This window comes from Streptomyces sp. NPDC002888 (assembly GCF_042888465.1).
In the GTDB taxonomy this organism is placed as follows: domain Bacteria; phylum Actinomycetota; class Actinomycetes; order Streptomycetales; family Streptomycetaceae; genus Streptomyces.
Genome location: NZ_JBIAPU010000016.1, coordinates 173,629 through 190,194 on the forward strand (window position 1 = coordinate 173,629; position 16,566 = coordinate 190,194).

General features: G+C 70.8%; 16 protein-coding genes and 1 pseudogene. 9 read left to right on the forward strand and 8 right to left on the reverse strand.

Going from position 1 to position 16,566, the window contains the following annotated elements; genetic code table 11:
* Positions 1-6: 6 nt before the first annotated feature.
* The 3 genes and pseudogenes from ACFYWX_RS25880 to ACFYWX_RS25890 all read right to left on the reverse strand — a co-directional run.
* Positions 7-1,011: pseudogene (locus tag ACFYWX_RS25880) on the reverse strand (flavin-containing monooxygenase); the annotation flags it as partial.
* Between the two features lie 133 nt (positions 1,012-1,144).
* The gene (locus ACFYWX_RS25885) at positions 1,145-2,269 is read right to left on the reverse strand and encodes an NAD(P)-dependent alcohol dehydrogenase (protein ID WP_389426472.1); all 1,125 of its coding nucleotides are present in this window, start codon (positions 2,267-2,269) and stop codon (positions 1,145-1,147) included.
* 146 nt (positions 2,270-2,415) lie between these two features.
* Positions 2,416-3,324, reverse strand: coding sequence for a LysR family transcriptional regulator (locus ACFYWX_RS25890; protein WP_389426473.1), 909 nt, complete (start codon positions 3,322-3,324; stop codon positions 2,416-2,418).
* 132 nt (positions 3,325-3,456) lie between these two features.
* Here ACFYWX_RS25890 and ACFYWX_RS25895 point away from each other — a divergent pair, with 132 nt between their 5' ends.
* The 3 genes from ACFYWX_RS25895 to tcuA all read left to right on the forward strand — a co-directional run bounded on the left by ACFYWX_RS25895 (position 3,457) and on the right by tcuA (position 7,567).
* Positions 3,457-4,575, forward strand: coding sequence for a PrpF domain-containing protein (locus ACFYWX_RS25895; protein WP_389426474.1), 1,119 nt, complete (start codon positions 3,457-3,459; stop codon positions 4,573-4,575).
* Positions 4,572-6,008, forward strand: a complete 1,437-nt coding sequence (gene dctA, locus ACFYWX_RS25900; RefSeq protein ID WP_389426475.1) for a C4-dicarboxylate transporter DctA — start codon at positions 4,572-4,574, stop codon at positions 6,006-6,008. Before ACFYWX_RS25895 ends, dctA begins: the two co-directional genes overlap by 4 nt.
* A 74-nt stretch (positions 6,009-6,082) precedes the next feature.
* Positions 6,083-7,567, forward strand: a complete 1,485-nt coding sequence (gene tcuA / locus ACFYWX_RS25905) for an FAD-dependent tricarballylate dehydrogenase TcuA (protein ID WP_389426476.1) — start codon at positions 6,083-6,085, stop codon at positions 7,565-7,567.
* 113 nt (positions 7,568-7,680) lie between these two features.
* Here tcuA and ACFYWX_RS25910 read toward each other — a convergent pair whose 3' ends face one another.
* Positions 7,681-8,022, reverse strand: a complete 342-nt coding sequence (locus tag ACFYWX_RS25910) for an ArsR/SmtB family transcription factor (protein ID WP_389426477.1) — start codon at positions 8,020-8,022, stop codon at positions 7,681-7,683.
* A gap of 137 nt (positions 8,023-8,159) precedes the next feature.
* Between ACFYWX_RS25910 and ACFYWX_RS25915 the strand changes: the two genes are divergently transcribed.
* The 3 genes from ACFYWX_RS25915 (at position 8,160) to ACFYWX_RS25925 (ending at position 10,475) form a co-directional block, all read left to right on the forward strand.
* Complete coding sequence (locus ACFYWX_RS25915) at positions 8,160-9,137, forward strand: zinc-binding alcohol dehydrogenase family protein (protein ID WP_389426478.1); 978 nt, start codon at positions 8,160-8,162, stop codon at positions 9,135-9,137.
* Between the two features lie 184 nt (positions 9,138-9,321).
* On the forward strand, positions 9,322-9,642 hold the full coding sequence (locus tag ACFYWX_RS25920) for a hypothetical protein (RefSeq protein WP_389426479.1): 321 nt from the start codon (positions 9,322-9,324) through the stop codon (positions 9,640-9,642).
* 38 nt (positions 9,643-9,680) lie between these two features.
* Complete coding sequence (locus tag ACFYWX_RS25925; RefSeq protein ID WP_389426550.1) at positions 9,681-10,475, forward strand: CocE/NonD family hydrolase; 795 nt, start codon at positions 9,681-9,683, stop codon at positions 10,473-10,475.
* A gap of 92 nt (positions 10,476-10,567) precedes the next feature.
* Here ACFYWX_RS25925 and ACFYWX_RS25930 read toward each other — a convergent pair whose 3' ends face one another.
* Both ACFYWX_RS25930 and ACFYWX_RS25935 read right to left on the reverse strand, forming a co-directional pair.
* On the reverse strand, positions 10,568-11,620 hold the full coding sequence (locus tag ACFYWX_RS25930; RefSeq protein WP_389426480.1) for a threonine aldolase family protein: 1,053 nt from the start codon (positions 11,618-11,620) through the stop codon (positions 10,568-10,570).
* Positions 11,621-11,788: 168 nt separating this feature from the next.
* A complete protein-coding gene (locus ACFYWX_RS25935) occupies positions 11,789-12,439 on the reverse strand; it encodes a TetR/AcrR family transcriptional regulator C-terminal domain-containing protein (protein WP_389426481.1) in 651 nt (216 codons plus the stop codon).
* A gap of 361 nt (positions 12,440-12,800) precedes the next feature.
* Between ACFYWX_RS25935 and ACFYWX_RS25940 the strand changes: the two genes are divergently transcribed.
* On the forward strand, positions 12,801-13,775 hold the full coding sequence (locus ACFYWX_RS25940) for an Lrp/AsnC family transcriptional regulator (protein ID WP_389426482.1): 975 nt from the start codon (positions 12,801-12,803) through the stop codon (positions 13,773-13,775).
* Between the two features lie 243 nt (positions 13,776-14,018).
* Here ACFYWX_RS25940 and ACFYWX_RS25945 read toward each other — a convergent pair whose 3' ends face one another.
* A complete protein-coding gene (locus tag ACFYWX_RS25945) occupies positions 14,019-14,414 on the reverse strand; it encodes an MFS transporter (protein WP_389426551.1) in 396 nt (131 codons plus the stop codon).
* A gap of 283 nt (positions 14,415-14,697) precedes the next feature.
* Between ACFYWX_RS25945 and ACFYWX_RS25950 the strand changes: the two genes are divergently transcribed.
* Complete coding sequence (locus ACFYWX_RS25950) at positions 14,698-15,567, forward strand: hypothetical protein (protein ID WP_389426483.1); 870 nt, start codon at positions 14,698-14,700, stop codon at positions 15,565-15,567.
* Positions 15,564-15,692 (forward strand): hypothetical protein, encoded by a 129-nt coding sequence (locus tag ACFYWX_RS25955; RefSeq protein WP_389426484.1) that lies wholly within the window; start codon positions 15,564-15,566, stop codon positions 15,690-15,692. The genes ACFYWX_RS25950 and ACFYWX_RS25955 overlap by 4 nt, the downstream gene beginning before the upstream one ends.
* A 52-nt stretch (positions 15,693-15,744) precedes the next feature.
* Here ACFYWX_RS25955 and ACFYWX_RS25960 read toward each other — a convergent pair whose 3' ends face one another.
* Positions 15,745-16,545 carry a maleylpyruvate isomerase family mycothiol-dependent enzyme gene (locus ACFYWX_RS25960; protein WP_389426485.1) on the reverse strand — a complete coding sequence of 267 codons (801 nt, stop codon included), beginning with the start codon at positions 16,543-16,545 and terminating at the stop codon, positions 15,745-15,747.
* Between the last annotated feature and the right edge of the window lie 21 nt (positions 16,546-16,566).

Genomic DNA, 16,566 nt, shown 5'->3' on the forward strand with positions numbered 1-16,566 from the left:
GACGCGGCGCTTGCACATGTAGCGGTACCACGGCTTGAGCTTCTCGGCGGTCTCCGGGTCCTCCACGATCGTCTCCACGCGGGCGCGGATCTCGTTCATCTTCTGGAAGTCGGCGATCTCGTAGGCGCTTTCGCGCTCCTCGGCCGGGACGCCGGCGTAGGCGTTGGTCGGGATGAGCTTCTCCTGGAGCCTGGCGCTGCTGGTCCAGGAGTCGTTCACCAGGTCCTCGTCCGTGCGGACGCCGGTGACGACCTTCAGGAAGTTGTCCATACGGCGCCGCTGCCAGCCCGGCTGGAGCGACTCGGCCCACACGGGGTCGGTGGGGCGGTTGTCGCGTACGTCGACCGAGGAGGGAGTGCGCTGGAAGACGTACAGGTGCCGGGCCGCCTCGCCGAGGTGCGGTACGACCTGGATGGCGGTGGCTCCGGTGCCGATGAGGGCGACGCGCTTGTCGGCGAGCTTGGAGAGGCCGCCGTTCGCGTCGCCGCCGGTGTAGGCGTAGTCCCAGCGGCTGGTGTGGAAGGTGTGGCCCTTGAAGGTCTCGATGCCGGGGATGCCGGGCAGTTTGGCCTGGCTGAGGGTTCCGGTGGAGACGATCACGTAGCGGGCCCGCATGCGGTCGCCGCGGTCGGTGGCGATGCCCCACTCCGACTCGGCGTCGTCCCAGCGCAGTTCGGTCGCCTGCGTCCGGAAGCAGGCGTCGTCGTAGAGGCCGAAGTGCCGGGCGATGGCTTGCGCGTGCTGCCGGATCTCCTCCCCCGGCGCGTATCGCCACTTCGGGACGTAGCCGACCTCCTCCAGCAGCGGCATGTAGACGTACGACTCGATGTCGCAGTGGATGCCCGGATAGCGGTTCCAGTACCAGGTGCCGCCGAAGTCCCCGCCCTTGTCGATCACCCGGATCGACTCCACGCCCGCCTGGCGCAGCCGGGCGGCGGCGAGCAGACCGCCGAAGCCGCCACCGACGATCGCCACGTCCACATGGTCATGGAAAGGTGCGCGGGTGAACTCCGGGGGACGGCAGTTGGGGTTCTCTTCCGAGGGCCTCGGCGATGTTGGTGAGCGGCCCGACCGCCGGCAGCCGCAGTCGGCCGGGACTGGCACGGGCCGCGGCCTCCGAGCCCCTCCGAGACGGGCCGCAGACCTACAGCGAAGTCTCGGCGGCCCCCGGCATGGTGATGACGATCTTCCCGAAGTGCTTGCCGAGTTCGAGGTGGCGCAACGCGTCCTGGATCTGTTCGACGGGGTAGACGGAATCGATCACCGGCGTGACGCCGTGGTCGTCGACGAAGGCGGCCAGTTCCCCGAGCATCTCCAGGGAGCCGCTCTCGATGCCGTGGACGGTGACGTTCTTGGTGACGAACTGGTACACGTTGATGTTCGCCGCGCGTCCGGCGATGAGGCCGATGAAGCTGATGCTCCCGCCCACCTTGACCGCTTCGAGGGAGCGGTTCAGGTTGTCGCCGCCGACGGTCTCGATGACGTGGTCCACGCCCTCGACCGCGGTCTTGCGCAACACCTCTGCGGCGATGTCCGGGGTGCGCCGGTAGTTGATCGTCTCGGCGATGCCGAGGGCGTGGAGCTTGCCGATCTTCTCGTCGCTGCTGGAGGTGACGATCGGGGTGGCGCCCAGTGCGAGGGTCAGTTGCGCGGCGAACAGGGAGACTCCGCCGGTGCCGTGGACGAGTACGGTCTCGCCCGGCCGGACCCGGCTGCGGTGCCCGACGGCGTGCCAGGCGGTCACCCCGGCGATGGGCAGTGTGGCCGCGTGCACTTCGTCGAGGCTGTGTGAACTGCACACCGCCTCGTCCTCTTCGATGAGAACGTACTCGGCGAGCATGCCGCGGTTGACCGGCCCGCCCACGGGTGACACATACGTCTCGCGGGTGAGCGGGCCCGACCGCCATCGGGGCAGGAACCCGGCCGAGACCCGGTCACCGGGACGCCAGCGGGTCACCCCTGCACCGACCGTGACGACGGTGCCGACACCGTCGGAGACGGGCACCACGGGCTCGGTCGGCGACCAATGGTCCACACCGCCCACGACCAGCAGATCGCGGTAGTTCAGGGACACGGCCGATATCTTCACCAGCACCTCGGTCGGACCGGGTACCGGGATCGGCACAGAGGCGGATGTCAGACGGTCGATGCCGTCACCCCGAGTCGTCCACGCCCGCATCCGGTCCGGCACTCCGGCTGCCGTGGGGGCAAAGACCCCGGCGGGTGAAGCGGCCTGTGCAGACCCATGACCATCCACGGTTTCTCCCATTCGTCCGAGGGGTGCGCCGGCACCTGGGTCGGAGATCCTCCCACCCGGGCTCGCTCGGGCGGTACGGCGTCCGCTGCGTCCGATGACGGGTGGTCAGGCGCCGGTGATCACTATGCCCGCGTGACAGGCGCGCGCCAAATGACGCGTCATGACGCCGTGCCGGCCGCGGCGCTGTCGCGCAGGAAGCCCGCGAAGGCCTGGGCAGCCGGGGTGAGGGCGTGGTCGCTCATGCGGACGAGGAGGATGCGGCGTACGGGGGCGGGGGGTTGCAGCGGCAGGACGCTGACGCCGGCTCGGATGCCTTCCAGCGCCAGGGTGGGGGCGAGGGCGACGCCGATGCCTGCGGCGACCATGGCCTGGGCCTCCTGGTAGTCGTGGGCCTCGTAGGCAATCTGCGGCTCGAAACCGGCCGCGTGGCAGCTGCGGGCGAGGGCCTCGGCCACCGGGTGGTGGTCGGCGCGGGTGATCCAGGGGTCGTCCGCGAAGTCGGCGAGGGCGGCCGAAGAGCGGCCGGCGAGGGGGTGGTCCTGGCTGACGAGGAGGGCCGGAGGGTCGTCGACGAGTGAGGTGACGACGATGTCCTCGCGGTCGATGCGGTTCCAGTCGTAGTCCCACATCAGGGACATCTCGATCTCCCGGTTCTCCAGCATCGCCCACAGGCCCGCGATGCGGGCGCTGCGCACCGTCAGCCGTACGTCGGGGTGCGCTTCCCGGAAGGCGATGACGGCTCGCGGGAGGAGGGAGGCGCCGACGGTGGGGAAGGTTCCGACCCGGAGGGTGCCCGCGCGCAGTCCCGCGAAGTCGGCGAGCTCGTTCTCCGCGGCCGTCAGTTCGCGCTCGATGCGCTCCCCGCGCTCGGCCAGGGCGCGTCCCGCGTCAGTGAGCGTGACGCCCCGTGCATGGCGCTCCAACAGGGGCTGCCCGGCCTCCGCCTCCAGACGACTGACCTGCTGGGACACCGCTGACGGAGTGTAGTTGAGGGCTCGTGCGGTCGCGGTGACCGAGCCCCGGCGGGCGACCTCGGTGAACAGCAAGATGCGCCGGACGTCGAGCACCGCGCCACCTCCAGCATTAATCACAGCTTAATACCCGTGCAGATTTCCGAGATTGTACTTCACGCTCTCCGCGCCCACTGTGGATCGCGCCCCCCACGGAAGTGCCGTCGGGGTGTCCACGAGGAGACTGTTGTGTTGCGTCTGCAGGGCGAGATGATCCGCGGAGGAACCAGCAAGTGCTGGATCTTCGACCACCACGCCGTGGTGGCGACCGGCGTGGACGCCGACACCCTGCTGCTCGCCGCCTACAACGCCGCCGACCCCCGCCAGATCGACGGCGTCGGCGGTGCCTCCTCCACCACCTCCAAGGCCGCGATCGTCCAGCCGTCGGCCAAGCCGGGCATCGACGTCGAGTACGCCTTCGCACAGGTCGGCATCGGTGACGAGCGCGTGGAGTGGGCGAGCAACTGCGGCAACTGCGCCACCGCCGTCGCCCTGTACGCCGTCCACAACGGCCTGGTGCCGGTCACGCCGGACTCCACCACGGTACGGATGCGCAACGTCAACACCGGGGCCCGCCTCACCGGCACCATCCCCACCCCCGGCGGTACGGCCCCCGACGAGGGCACGGCCGTGGTGCCGGGCACCGCCGCGCTCGGTGTGCCGGTCCTGCTCGGCTTCGAGGACCCGGCGGGTTCGACCACCGGTCGCGCCCTGCCGACCGGCCGCGCCCTGGACACCCTGACCGGGCCCGCCGGTCGGGTCGAGGCGTCCCTGGTCGACGCCGGCGCCCCGGCCGCGCTGTTCGAGGCCAAGGCCTTCGGTCTCCAAGGCACCGAGTCCCTGGCCGAGTTCGCCGCGGTGGTTCCCGCGCTGACCGTGCTGCGCCGTCAGGCCGCCCTTGCCATGGGCCTGGCCAAGGAGAACGATCCCGTCAGCCACGCCGTGCCGAAGGTCGGCGTCGTCGCCCGCCCCGCCGCCTACCGCACCACCGACGGCAGCCCGGTCGGACCGGACGAGTACGACCTGGCCGTCCGCATGGTCTCCATGCACGCACCCCACCCGGCGATCGGTCTCACCTCGGCCGTCGCCCTGGCCACCGCGGCCGCCACGCCCGGCACCCTCGCCCACCGCGTCGCCCGGCAGACCGCCGACGGCACGCTGCGCCTGGGCACCCCGGCCGGCGTCATCACCGCCCAAGCCGTCCCCGCGGCGGACGGCGCCTCCCCCACGGTGCTGTTGCACCGCGCCGCCCGCCGCATCGCCCGAGCCGAACTTCTCGTTCCCGTCCTGGAAGGACGCCCCGCATGAGCCGCAACGACGCCGCCCCGGGCACCGTCACCGAGCCACCCGGCCGCATCCACCGACTGCTGTCCCTGCTGTACGTCCAGTGCCTGATCGGTGTCCTTGCCGGAGCTGCCGTCGGCTGGTTGTGGCCGTCTTTCGGAGCCGCCCTGAAGCCCTTGGGCGACGGCTTCATCGCCCTGGTACGCATGATGATCGCGCCGGTCATCTTCTGTACCGTCGTCCACGGCATCGCCTCCATGGGCAACGCGCGCGCCGTCGGCCGGGTCAGCCTCAAGGCGCTGATCTACTTCGAGGTCCTGACCACTGTCGCCATGGTGATCGGCCTGGTCGTCGTCAACGTCGTCCAGCCCGGCAGCGGACTGCACGTCGACCCCTCCACCCTCTCCACCGAGGGCCTGCCGCCGGAGGCGACCCAGAGCCACGAGAGCGTCGCCGCGTTCGTCCTCTCCATGATTCCGGACACTCTGCCCAGCGCGCTGACCGGCCACGAGATCCTGCCGGTGCTGCTGATCTCGGTGCTCTTCGGATTCGGCCTGAACGCCGCCGGCGAGGCGGGTGCGGGAATCACCCAGGGCGTCGAGAAGCTGTCCAAGGTCCTGTTCACGCTCATCCGCTGGATCATGCGGCTGGCCCCGATCGGCGCCTTCGGCTCCATGGCCTTCACCATCGGCAACTACGGTCTGGACACCCTGCGTCACCTCTTCCTGCTGGTCGGCTCCTTCTGGCTCACCGCCCTGTTCTTCGTCCTGGTCGTCCTCGGCACGGTCATGCGCGTCAACGGCCTGCGCCTGCTGCCCTTCCTGCGCTACATCAAGGAAGAGCTGCTGATCGTCCTGGGCACCTCGTCCAGCGAGCCGGTGCTGCCGCGCATGATGGCCAAACTTCAGCACGCGGGCGCCTCGAAGCCGGTCGTCGGCATCACGCTGCCCGCCGGGTACTCCTTCAACCTCGACGGCACCGCGATCTACCTGACCATGGGCTCGGTCTTCCTCGCCCAGGCCCTCGGTATCGACCTCAGCCTCACCCAGCAGTTGTCGATGCTCGCCGTCATGCTGCTCACGTCCAAGGGCGCCGCCGGGGTCACCGGTTCCGGCTTCATCGCCCTGGCCGCCACCCTCAGCGCCGTTCCGCACGTTCCCGTCGCCGCCCTGGCACTCATCTTCGGCATCGACCGCTTCATGTCCGAGGCCCGCGCCCTGACCAGCGTCGTCGGCAACGGCGTCGCCACCCTGGCAGTGGCCAAGTGGGAGGGGCAGCTCGACGAGGACCGCGCCAGGGCCGTCCTGCGTGGCGAGATCCCGTACACCTCCACCCCCGAGGCCGAGCACGCCCCCGAGCCGCAGGCCGCCGATCCCGCACCGGGTGAGAAGCCCGCGACGGCCGACCCGAAGGAAGCAGCCGGAACGGACCGCGATCCCGTGCCCGCCGTCAGCTGACGTACCCCCACGCCGCCGGTCCGGAGCCTGAGTTCCGGGCCGGCAACTCCTCGTGATCAGGAGCACCCGCACTCATGGCAGCACCCTGGGACGTCATCGTGGTCGGCGGCGGAAACGCCGGCTTCTGCGCCGCGCAGGCCGCCCGGCAGGAGGGAGCCCGAGTCCTCGTACTGGAAAAGGCCTCGCGGCAATGGGCCGGTGGCAACTCGTACTTCACCGCCGGCGCCATGCGCACGAGCCACGGCGGACTCGCCGACCTCAAGGGCCTTCTCGAACCGTCCGCCCAGGACCGCTTCCCCCTCACGGACCTGGACCCCTACACCGACGACGACTTCCTCGACGACATGGTCAGGGTGACGCGCGGGCGCACCGACACCGACCTCGCGCGGACCCTGGTCGGCGAGTCCCGCGCGACGATGGACTGGCTGCGCGACCTGGGTCTGCGGTTCGAGCTGATGTACCACCGGCAGGCGTACGAGGTGGACGGCCGTTACCGTTTCTGGGGCGGTCTGGCGGTCGGCGTGGTCGGCGGCGGCAAGGGGATGATCGAGCAGCATCTGTCGGCCGCCGAACACGTCGGCGTGCACGTACGCTTCGACGCCCTCGTCACCCGCCTGGCCACCGCATCCGACGGCACCGTCCAAGGCGTGGTGCTCGCCGACGGGGAGGTACTGGAATCCCGCGCCGTGGTCCTCGCCGCCGGCGGGTTCGAGGCCGACCCGCAGATGCGCGCCGCCCACCTCGGCCCCGGCTGGGACCTGGCCCTCGTCCGCGGCACCCCCTACAACACGGGCGACGGCGTCCGCATGGCCCTCGACGCAGGTGCTCAGTCGTACGGCCACTGGAGCGGCTGCCACGCCGTCGCCTGGGACGCGGGAGCACGGCCCACCGGCGACCGCGAACTGACCAACCAACTCACCCGCGGCGGCTACCCGTTCGGCATCGTGGTCAACACCGACGGCCACCGCTTCGTCGACGAGGGCGCGGACTTCCGCAACTACACCTACGCCAAGTACGGCGCCGAGATCCTCCGCCAGCCCGGAGGCACCGCCGTCCAGATCTTCGACGCCGCGGCCGCACGGCTGCTGCGTCCCGAGGAGTACGCCTCGAAGGACGTCACCTGCGTCACGTCCGCCACCGTTCGCGGGCTGGCCCGGGAACTCGGCATCGACGAGGACCAACTCGCCTCCACGGTGGCGGAGTTCAACGCAGCGATCACCGGTGGCCCGTTCGACCCGACGGTCAAGGACGGCAGCCGCACCGCGGGGATCACGCCACCCAAGTCCAACTGGGCCCAGCCCCTCGACACTCCTCCCTACACCGCCTACCCGGTCACCTGCGGCATCACCTTCACCTTCGGCGGCCTGCGCATCGACCCCGACGCACGGGTCCTCGACACCCGCGGGCTGCCCGTACCCGGGCTGCACGCAGCGGGTGAGCTCGTCGGCGGACTCTTCTACTTCAACTATCCGGGCGGCTCGGGACTGACCGCGGGATCGGTGTTCGGCCGCAGGGCAGGCCGATCCGCGGCAGCCCATGCGGCTGGTCGGGTCAGGTGAGTCAGGTCAGCCCGAGGTGGGCGGCTTCGCCGACGGCCCGGCGGAGTACACACCGGCAACGTCTTGCGTGCTCCATGACTGGCAGGGCCGGCGCCAGTGCACGGGCCGGCCGCTCACCCCGCGTCGTCGCGCAGGAGCAGGTCGAGCAGACCTGGGAAGCGGGCCTCGAACTCCTCGCGGCGCAGTCGGTTGACCCGTTTGGGCCCCTCGTCGCGCTGTTCGACCAGTCCCGCGCCGCGCAGCACCGAGAAGTGGTGGCTGAGCGCCGCCTTGCCGACGGGCACGTCGAAGCTGCCGCAGCTACGCGTCCACTCGGCGGAGCCCGCCAGCTCGCGGATCAGCTGAATGCGCACGGGGTCGGCGACCGCGGACAGCGCTGTGAGTACGGACACCTCCTCGGGATCCGTGTGCACCGGCGCCGCACGATGACTACCGCCCGCCGTCTGGTTCGACATGCCCCTCCCGTCACCACGCATGTCCTCCGGGGACACCGCGCGGAGTGTTCCCGGCCGCTTGCTGAGTGTTCGATGAATATCTTACAGTCCCAGTGTTCGCTTCCCATTGAACACTCACCGAAGGGCAGATTCCGCCTATGCGTGCAGTCGAGTTCCAGGAGTACGGCGCCCCCGAGGTACTGCAGGTCGTCCAGGCCGAGACCCCTGAGCCCGGGCCGGGCCAGGTCACCATCGACACCGCGTACATCGGCGTGAACTTCGCCGACCTCAAGGCCCGCGCCGACGGCTACCGGGTGCAGTCACTGCCCTTCAGGCCGGGCCTGGAGGTCTCCGGGCGGGTCCGGGCCGTCGGCGAGGGGGTCGAGGGGCTGGTTCCGGGCCAGGAGGTCGCCGCGCTCGTCGACGGCGGCGGCTACGCGGAAGTCGTCGTCGCGGGCGCGGTCACCGCCTTCCCGCTCCCCCAGGGCCTGGACCTGCGGACCGCCGCCACGCTTCCCACCGTGGTGCCGACCGCGCACGCCCTGCTTCACGAGGTGGGCCGGCTTCGGGCCGGGGAGACGGTGCTGGTGCAGGGCGCGGCCGGAGGCATCGGCACCGTGGCCGGGCAGTTGGCCCGGGCGGCGGGCGCCGGCGCGGTGTACGGCGTGGTCTCCTCCGCCGCCAAGGCCGAGTACGCCCTCAAGCACGGCTACGACGAGGTGTTCACCACCGACACCTTCTCCGACGACGTCCGCCGCGCCACCGGCGGCAGGGGGGTCGACCTGGTGCTCGACCCGGTGGGCGGCGACACCCTGCGCCGCGGCCTCGACGCCCTCGCCGCCTTCGGACGCCTGGTCTCCTTCGGCAACGCGAGCGGGGCGGAGCCGTGGCACGTCGGGCAGCCCGAGCTGTACACGCAGGGCCGGTCGGTCGGCGGCTTCTCCATCCTCGCTCTCGCGCAGTCCGCGCCCGAGGCTCTGCGCGCGCTCGCCGAGCGCGCCTTCGCCAAGGTCACCGACGGCACCGTGAGCCTGCCGGTCACCGCGGAGTTCCCCCTGGCAGAGGCGGCCGAGGCGCACCGGCTCATGGGCGGACGCACGTCGACCGGCAAGCTGCTGCTGCGCGTTGCCGACTGAGGGACCAGGGCGCGCGGACCGCGCGCCCTGCTCGCGGCAAGGCAATCCCCTACGGCAGGTCCGGCATGATCAAGCAGCCCTGGTTCGGCGAGTCGATGATCCTGGTCGGCGCCAGCTACAGCGGCTTCACCCAGTGGGCGGTCGCCGTCGCCGTACCGTCCCAGGTCAAGCCATGATCCCCGTGGTGTTCGAATCGGCCCTCACCCTGGAATTCCTCCACTCGGACGGATTCTCCCTGGAGACCCCGTTCAACTGGGGCGTCATGGTCGCAGGACAAGAAGAACGGTTCGCGCGGCCACGCCAACTACTGGGGGCGAAGAATGCTTTGCGCGCTCTGAGCACGCTGCCCTTGAACCAGGCCGACACCGCCGCCCTGGGGTACCGCTGCGAGTACATCCAGGACATCCTCGCGCATCCCACCGACGACCCGTTCTGGTCGGCGGCCGACCACCACCGCCGGGTGGCCGACATCACCGTTGCGGCAAGCCTGATCGGCGGCTGGTAGACATCTTCCTGCCCGGTCAGCTCCGCGACTACCGCACCCTGCAGGACACCGGGCGCTCCACCCCCCTCCGCCTCACTGTCGGCCCCTGGCCTCACACCTCCCTCGAGGTGGGCGGGCTGTCAGCCTGCGAGGCGGTCGACTTCGGGCTCGCCCTGTGCCTGGGCGAACAGCCCGCCGAACGCGCACCGGTACGCCTGTACGTGATGGGCGAGAACAAGTGGCGCGACTTCCCCTTTTGGCCGCCGCCAGAATACGAGCACCAGCGCTTCCACCTGCGGCCCGGCGGCGCCCAGGCCACCGACCCGCCGCCCGCCGACGCCGCTCCCGACGGCTACTACTACGACCCGGCCGATCCCACTCCCGCCCTCGGCGGTGCCCGCATGTCCTTCGCCGCCAAGGCCGGCCCCCTCGACCAGGCGAAACTGGAGGCACGACCCGATGTCCTGACCTACACGAAGTCCGCCCTGGACCAGGACGTCGAGGTCATCGGCGAGGTCAGCGCGGAGATCTTCTTCCGCTCCAGCCTGCCCTACGCCGACGTCTTCGTCCGCCTCTGCGACGTCGACGAGAAGGGCCGTTCCATCAACGTCTGCGACGGCCTGACCAGCCTCACCGACGCCGACGAACTCACCCGCGCGACCGTGCAGTTGTGGCCGACCGCCTACCGCTTCAAGCGCGGCCACCGCATCCGCGTCCAGATATCCAGCGGAGCCTTCCCCTGCTACAACCGCAACCCCGGCACCGGTGAACCCCGCGCCACCGCCACCACCCTCCGCGCCGCCGACCAGCAGGTCTTCCACGACCCGGAACATCCCTCCGCCGTCTTCCGGTGACCTGGTAGACGCCGACTCGCCGGCGCCGTACATCTGCCTCGGGGGCACAGGGCGACCTCCGCGCCCCCGAGGCTGCCCCGCCCTCCGTTGATTCAGACAGCGTGTCGGCGGACGGCGGCAAGAAGGTGATCGACGTCCTGCGGCGTGGTCGCGAACGAGGTGACGAAACGGACCACGCCCGGCTCCCAGCGGTCGTGGTAAAAGGCGTACCCGTCGGCCAGGAGGCCCTCGGTGACCTGCTGGGGCAGGCGGCAGAAGAGGATGTTGGCGTCGGCGGCGCCGAGCAGCCCGACCTCGGGTATGGCCTTCAGGCCGTCCTGGAGGCGGGCCGCCATGGCGTTGGCCTGGGCCGCGTTGCGCAGCCACAGGTCGTCGGTGAGGTAGGCGTCCAACTGGGCCGCGTGGAAGCGCATCTTGGAGGCGAGCTGACCGGCGCGCTTGGCACGGAAGGCCAGTTCGGCGGTGAGGGAGGGGTCGAAGACCACGATGGCGTCGGCGGTCATCGTGCCGTTCTTGGTGGCACCGAAGGACAGCAGGTCGATGCCGGCCCGCCAGGTCAGCTCGGCGGGAGTGCAGCCGAGGGAGGAGACGGCTCCGGCGAACCGGGCGCCGTCCATGTGCAGGCGCAGCCCTGCTTCCTCGGCGATGGAGCCGAGGGTGCGGATCTCGTCGAGGGTGTAGACCGCGCCGGTCTCCGTGGCCTGGGTGAGGCTCACCACCGAGGGCTCCACGCTGTGCACGTCCCCGGCCTTGTGCCGCCCGGCCGCCCGCAGTTCGCCGGGGTCGATCTTGGCGTCGTCGCCGCCCAACGGGACGAGCTTGGCGCCCGCGGTGTAGAACTCGGGCGCCCCGCACTCGTCGTTGTTGATGTGGCTGTCCCGGTGGCACAGCACGCTGCCCCAGGGCGGAGTGAGCGCGGCCAGACTCAGCGCGTTCGCGGCGGACCCCGTGGAGACCAGCAGTACGTCGACGTCACGCTCGAAGATGTCGCTCAGCCGGCGCCGGACCGCGGCCGTGCTGTCGTCGGCTCCGTAGGGCATGGCCTGGCCGGCGGCCGCCCGGGCGACGGCCTCGATGATCTCGGGTGAGGTGCCTGCGGCGTTGTCGCTGCTGAAGACGCGGGTCGGAGGTGTCGTGGTGCTCATGGTCGGGATCCTTGCTGTTCGTTGACGGCTCGGCGCGACATGGGCGGTGCGCCGCGGGATGCGAGGGGAGTGTCGGCCGCTGCGGGTCGATCGAGGCCCGAGGCGCTCACGCTGCGGCGCGTGTACTGGCACCGCCCCGAGCCCCTCGCGGCATCGCACAGACCCGGATCACGCGTCGCACCCGCGCGGGTGCGACGCGTGGATGAGCTGACGCAACGCGCCGTAGTAGACCTCGTGGTCGGTCACGGCGGGCACGATCGCGGCCAGGTGGCCGGTCAGCGCCGGGAACTCCTCCGGGTCGAGTGCGGCCAGTGCGGTGCGGGTGGCCGCCTGGGCTGCCTTGGGATCGCGGTGGTCGACGAAGCTGGCGCTGCCGAGGGTCAGGAGATACATCCGCCGGTAGGCGGCGATCGCCTCCTCGGGGGTCATTCCGGCCACGAGGCTGTCGGCCAGCTGGGGCTCCACCAGGCGGGCCAGCAGGTTCGGGCCGAGCCAGGGCCGCGTCCCGCGCAGGGCGAGCAGCCCCGGGTGCGCCGCGAGCAGTCGGTACAGCGCGGTGAACCGGGCCTCGGTGGCGGTGGCCCAGTCGGTGTCCGGCTCGGCCTCGGGCAGCTGGGCGGCAAGGTGGTCGGTGCACAGATCCAGCAGGCCGGCCAGGTCGGTGCAGCGACGTTGGAGCGAAGCGAGGGAGATTTCCAGACGCCCGGCCAGCGAGCGGAAGGTCAACGCCTCGGGGCCGCCCTCGTCGACCAGGAGGAGGGCGGTTTCGGCGATGCGATCCGGGGTCGCGCGGTCCAGCGAAGGAGAGTGACGGGGCATACGGGTCATCGTACGGTACATCGTATCGAAGTGAAACGGAGGGACCTCATCCGGCCAGACTTTCGGCGCACCCTTGAAGAAAGATCACTCTCCAGTTGCTTGAAATACTTCTGCCGCTCGTTCGCGCGCGCGGCGAGCTGCACCTGGCCGCCCGTTCGGCCCGCGGCCTCCAGCAGGGTCACCTCGTGCCCGCCCTCGGCGCAGGCGCGGGCCGCCTCAAGTCCCGCCGGGCGCCCCCGATCACCACCACCCGTCCGCGCCGCGCCGCAGGTGGCGTGATCTGCGGGATCAGTTGCTCACGGCCGGTGGCCGGATTGTGCAGGCAGAGCGCGTCGAGGCCGACGCACATGAAGGAGTACCGGTGGACTTCCCACCACTCGATCCCCTCGACCTGCAGCTGCTGCAGGCGCTGCAGCTCGACGGGTGCGCACCGTTCAGCCGTATCGCCACCGTCCTCGGCGTCTCCGACCAGACCGTGGCCCGGCGGTATCGCCGGCTGCGCAAGATCGTCAACGTGCGTGTCCTCGGCATGCCGGACGAGAACCGGCTCGGCCGGCAGAGCTGGATCGTGCGACTGCACTGCACCCCGGACGTGGCGGAGCAACTCGCGGACGCGCTCGCCAAACGCCCCGACACCCTCTACGTGACCCTGACCTCCGGGGGCACCGAGGTCATCTGCGGCATGAAACCCCGCAGCCGCAAGGAGCGGGACGAGCTGCTCTTCGACCGGCTCCAACGCACCCGGCAGATCGTCTCGGTGACCGCCCACTGCCTCCTGTATCCCTTCTACGGAGGTTCACTTGGCTGGCTCAGCAAGTCCAACGCGCTCACTCCCGACCAGCAGGCCGCCCTGCGTCTGCCGGCTCCGGAGCCGTTCGACGGCCCTGTCACGCTGGACGCGGCCGACGAGGCACTCCTCGCGGTGCTCCGCCGCGACGGCCGGGCCACCCTGACCGACCTGCAGAAGTCCACCGGGCAGTCGGAGTCGGCGGTCAAGCGACGGCTCGACACCCTGCGCTCCACCGGCGTGCTGTACTTCGACGTCCAGTACGACCAGGAGCCCCTCGGACAGGACGTCAGCGCCATGCTCTGGCTCACCGTGGCGCCCCGCGCGCTCGCCGACGTCGGGCACAGCATCGCCTCACACCCGGAAGTACGTTTCGCGTCCGCCACCACCGGCCAGGCCAACATCGTCGTCGCCGCCCATTTCCGGAGCTCCGACCAGCTGTACACCTACCTGAGCGAGAAGATCGGCGCCCTCGACGGTATTCAGGCGGTCGAGACGGCCCTCATCCTGCGCCAGGTCAAGCAACTGACCTACGAGCCGACCCGCTGACCTGCTGACCTGCTGACCTGCTGACCTGCTGACCGTGGCACGCGATCGTGCCGTGCCGGTCATGCCGTGGTCCGGGACCCGAGGGGGGTACGGGTCCCGGACCATGTGCGGGCGCTCTCCCGTCCCCACGGACGCGCCCTCATACCGGTACCGGTCGCTCCATGCCCGGGGCGATCCGGTCCGGTACGTCTGCTGTCTTCCTCCCGCTCGGCCCACCCGCGGACTGCCGACCAGGTGGCCGGCTCAGCTCTCCGAGTGAGCCAGTGCCACGTCGAACTCGAGTACCGGGCCGTCCACGACCACTGGCGCGGCAACTGCCGGATAGCCGCTGGCAATCAACGAGTAGTCACCCGTGTCCAGGTCGGCGAAGGCATAGCTGCCGTCCGGCCCGGTGGTCGCCGTGCCGATCACGTTCCCGGCCTTGTCCACGAGCTGGCCTGCCAGGTACACCTTCTTGCGGCCATGCACGTCTCCGAAGACCCCGGCGGTCAGGATCAGTGCGGCCATGGGGAGCTGGAACGCTGACGAGACCCAGGTGAGCTGGGAGGTCGACGCATGCAACACGCTTTGAATGGCGGGCAGGCTCACCGACACGGTGGTCACTGGCAGATAGGCGACGAACATGCCGAGACAGGCCATGACCAGTGTGGCCACCTGCCGTTCTCGCTTCTCGTTCACCTTTGGCGTGGCGTTCACGAAACTCTCCCTCGTGGCGCGGCGATGCCGCACTCGGCTGACACGACGAAAGCTTCGGGCCACTCGCACGACCCGATCCAGCCACAGCGTCCAGAACCAGGAAAACCGACATCCAGAGCAGCTCTGCGGGGGATTTCCAACGCGCCGAACGGCCTTCCGGACGCCGGGACGAGGGGGAGAGAGCCCCGGGGGCAGAGACATAACGACCGGTCGGTAACCTGTCGGCATGACTACTGCCGCCCTCGAGCCCCGCGCCGGTCGACGCTGTCACCACCCACTCAATTCCCTGCACGCGACGCACTACTTCTCGCCCGATCTGGGACGGGAACTGGGTGCGCTCGGGATCACCCATCCCAAGGCCGTGAACTTCGCCGCGCGGGCGGCCGCGTTGGGACCGGTCGGGGCCGGCGCGGTGACGGCGACCTTCTACAACTACAAGCACGATCTAGTGGCCCGGCACGTGCCCGCGGTGTGGTCGATCGCCACCCCCGCGGACGTGCTCGCGGCACGCGCGCGTGCCGTCGACGCCACACTGCGGCGGCTGCTGGGAGAGGAGGCCGTGGCGTCCGCGGACATGGCGGAGGCCGCGCGGCTGGCGTTGCGCGCCGCCGAGGCCTGTGGGCGCAGCGCCCGGCCGCTGTATTCGGCGCACGCCGACCTTCCCGTCCCCGACGAGCCGCACCTCGCGTACTGGCACGGGGCGACCCTGCTGCGCGAACACCGGGGCGACGGGCATCTGGCCGTGCTGATGTCCGCGGGCCTCGACGGGCTGGAGGCGATGGTGACCCACACCGCCACGGGCAAGGGCATGACACCGAAGTGGGTGGCGACCACCCGTGGCTGGACCGAGGACGACTGGAACGCGGCAACAGCCCGCCTGCGGGACCGCGGGCTGCTGGACAGCACCGGCGAACTCACCGAGCGAGGCCTCGCGCTCCGCGAGGACATCGAGCAGGAGACCGACCGCCTGGACCGGGCTCCGTACGAGCACCTCGGCCCGGAGGGCGTGGCGCGCCTGACGGCCCTTGGAACGACGTTCGCCCAGGCCGTGGTGATCGCCGGGGCGTTTCCGGCGGATTTGATCGGCAAGGGGTGACGCGGCTGGTCGGGGTCGCCAACACACCGACCTGGACCAGCGAGCCGGCCTGGCCCGAGGCCATCAGGGGGACCTGGCCGGAGATCGCGATCAGCGGCCAGGACGCCACGACGGCGTGGCTGTAGCCGTCGGTGGGAGGCATGCCCTCGGGCGCACCAGGCGGCGCATGGTCACGTCCTACGCATCCGGGTCCCAGGCCAGGAGCAGGTCGAAGAGACGGCGGTCGCCGTCGAGCTTCAGGGAGTCCACCGGAATACGGCCGTACAGGGCCAGGACCAGCTCGCCGGCCGTGCCCCGGGCGGAGGCGTCGGCCGCGTCCGGGTCCTCGCCGGCAGCGGTGGCGGGCATCGTGCCGGGCGTGGAGAGACGGGCAGTCCGTGCGCCGTCGGCGGAAAGCCGAAGGCGCCAGGAGGGGCCCTCGGTGGCGTGGTAATCGACGGCAGCGGGCTCGTGCGGCCAGGCGTCCGTTGTTGCGCAGCAGGTGGACAGGAACTCGTCGACACCGTCGAGTGCCACCTCGTCCGGCAGCGGCTGCCGGATGCCCAGGGTGACCTGGGCGTCGTAGGTGTGCATCGCGACCTCCTGGAGTTGGTGCCGAGCGACGGCACCGCAGGTCTGCGGCGACTGCGAAGTACCCCACCACGTCCAGCAACCGCGATCCGGGCCGGCCTCCCGCAGTGCGTCCAGTAGCTCCTGCGTCGATGCGGCCGACCAGGCCAGCAGGGCCTCGCGTTCCCGAGGCGCAGCCGGGGCGCCCTCCGATGTCGACTTGCTGGCGGCGGCAGGCCCTGCGGCGATGGTGGCGGCCCAGGAGCGGCGCCCCTCGCCCAGGTGCTGCACCAGATCGAACAGCGTCCACTCGGGGCAGGTCGGCACCTGCACGTCGAGGCTGGGCGCGGAGGCGACCGTGGCACGGAAGGCGGTCGATCGTTCGTCGATCAGCCGCAGCAGATCGGGGAACTCCAGAGTCTTTTCCACTCCGGCTGTCCATCACCGTGC

Excerpts from the sequence above, each read along its gene's own strand:
- dctA (WP_389426475.1), top strand. The coding sequence starts at position 4,572 with ATGAGCCGCAACGACGCCGCCCCGGGCACCGTCACCGAGCCACCCGGC.
- ACFYWX_RS25915 (WP_389426478.1), top strand. The coding sequence starts at position 8,160 with ATGCGTGCAGTCGAGTTCCAGGAGTACGGCGCCCCCGAGGTACTGCAG.
- ACFYWX_RS25910 (WP_389426477.1), bottom strand. The coding sequence starts at position 8,022 with ATGTCGAACCAGACGGCGGGCGGTAGTCATCGTGCGGCGCCGGTGCAC.
- ACFYWX_RS25935 (WP_389426481.1), bottom strand. The coding sequence starts at position 12,439 with ATGCCCCGTCACTCTCCTTCGCTGGACCGCGCGACCCCGGATCGCATC.
- ACFYWX_RS25945 (WP_389426551.1), bottom strand. The coding sequence starts at position 14,414 with ATGGCCTGTCTCGGCATGTTCGTCGCCTATCTGCCAGTGACCACCGTG.
- ACFYWX_RS25950 (WP_389426483.1), top strand. The coding sequence starts at position 14,698 with ATGACTACTGCCGCCCTCGAGCCCCGCGCCGGTCGACGCTGTCACCAC.
- tcuA (WP_389426476.1), top strand. The coding sequence starts at position 6,083 with ATGGCAGCACCCTGGGACGTCATCGTGGTCGGCGGCGGAAACGCCGGC.
- ACFYWX_RS25885 (WP_389426472.1), bottom strand. The coding sequence starts at position 2,269 with ATGGGAGAAACCGTGGATGGTCATGGGTCTGCACAGGCCGCTTCACCC.
- ACFYWX_RS25930 (WP_389426480.1), bottom strand. The coding sequence starts at position 11,620 with ATGAGCACCACGACACCTCCGACCCGCGTCTTCAGCAGCGACAACGCC.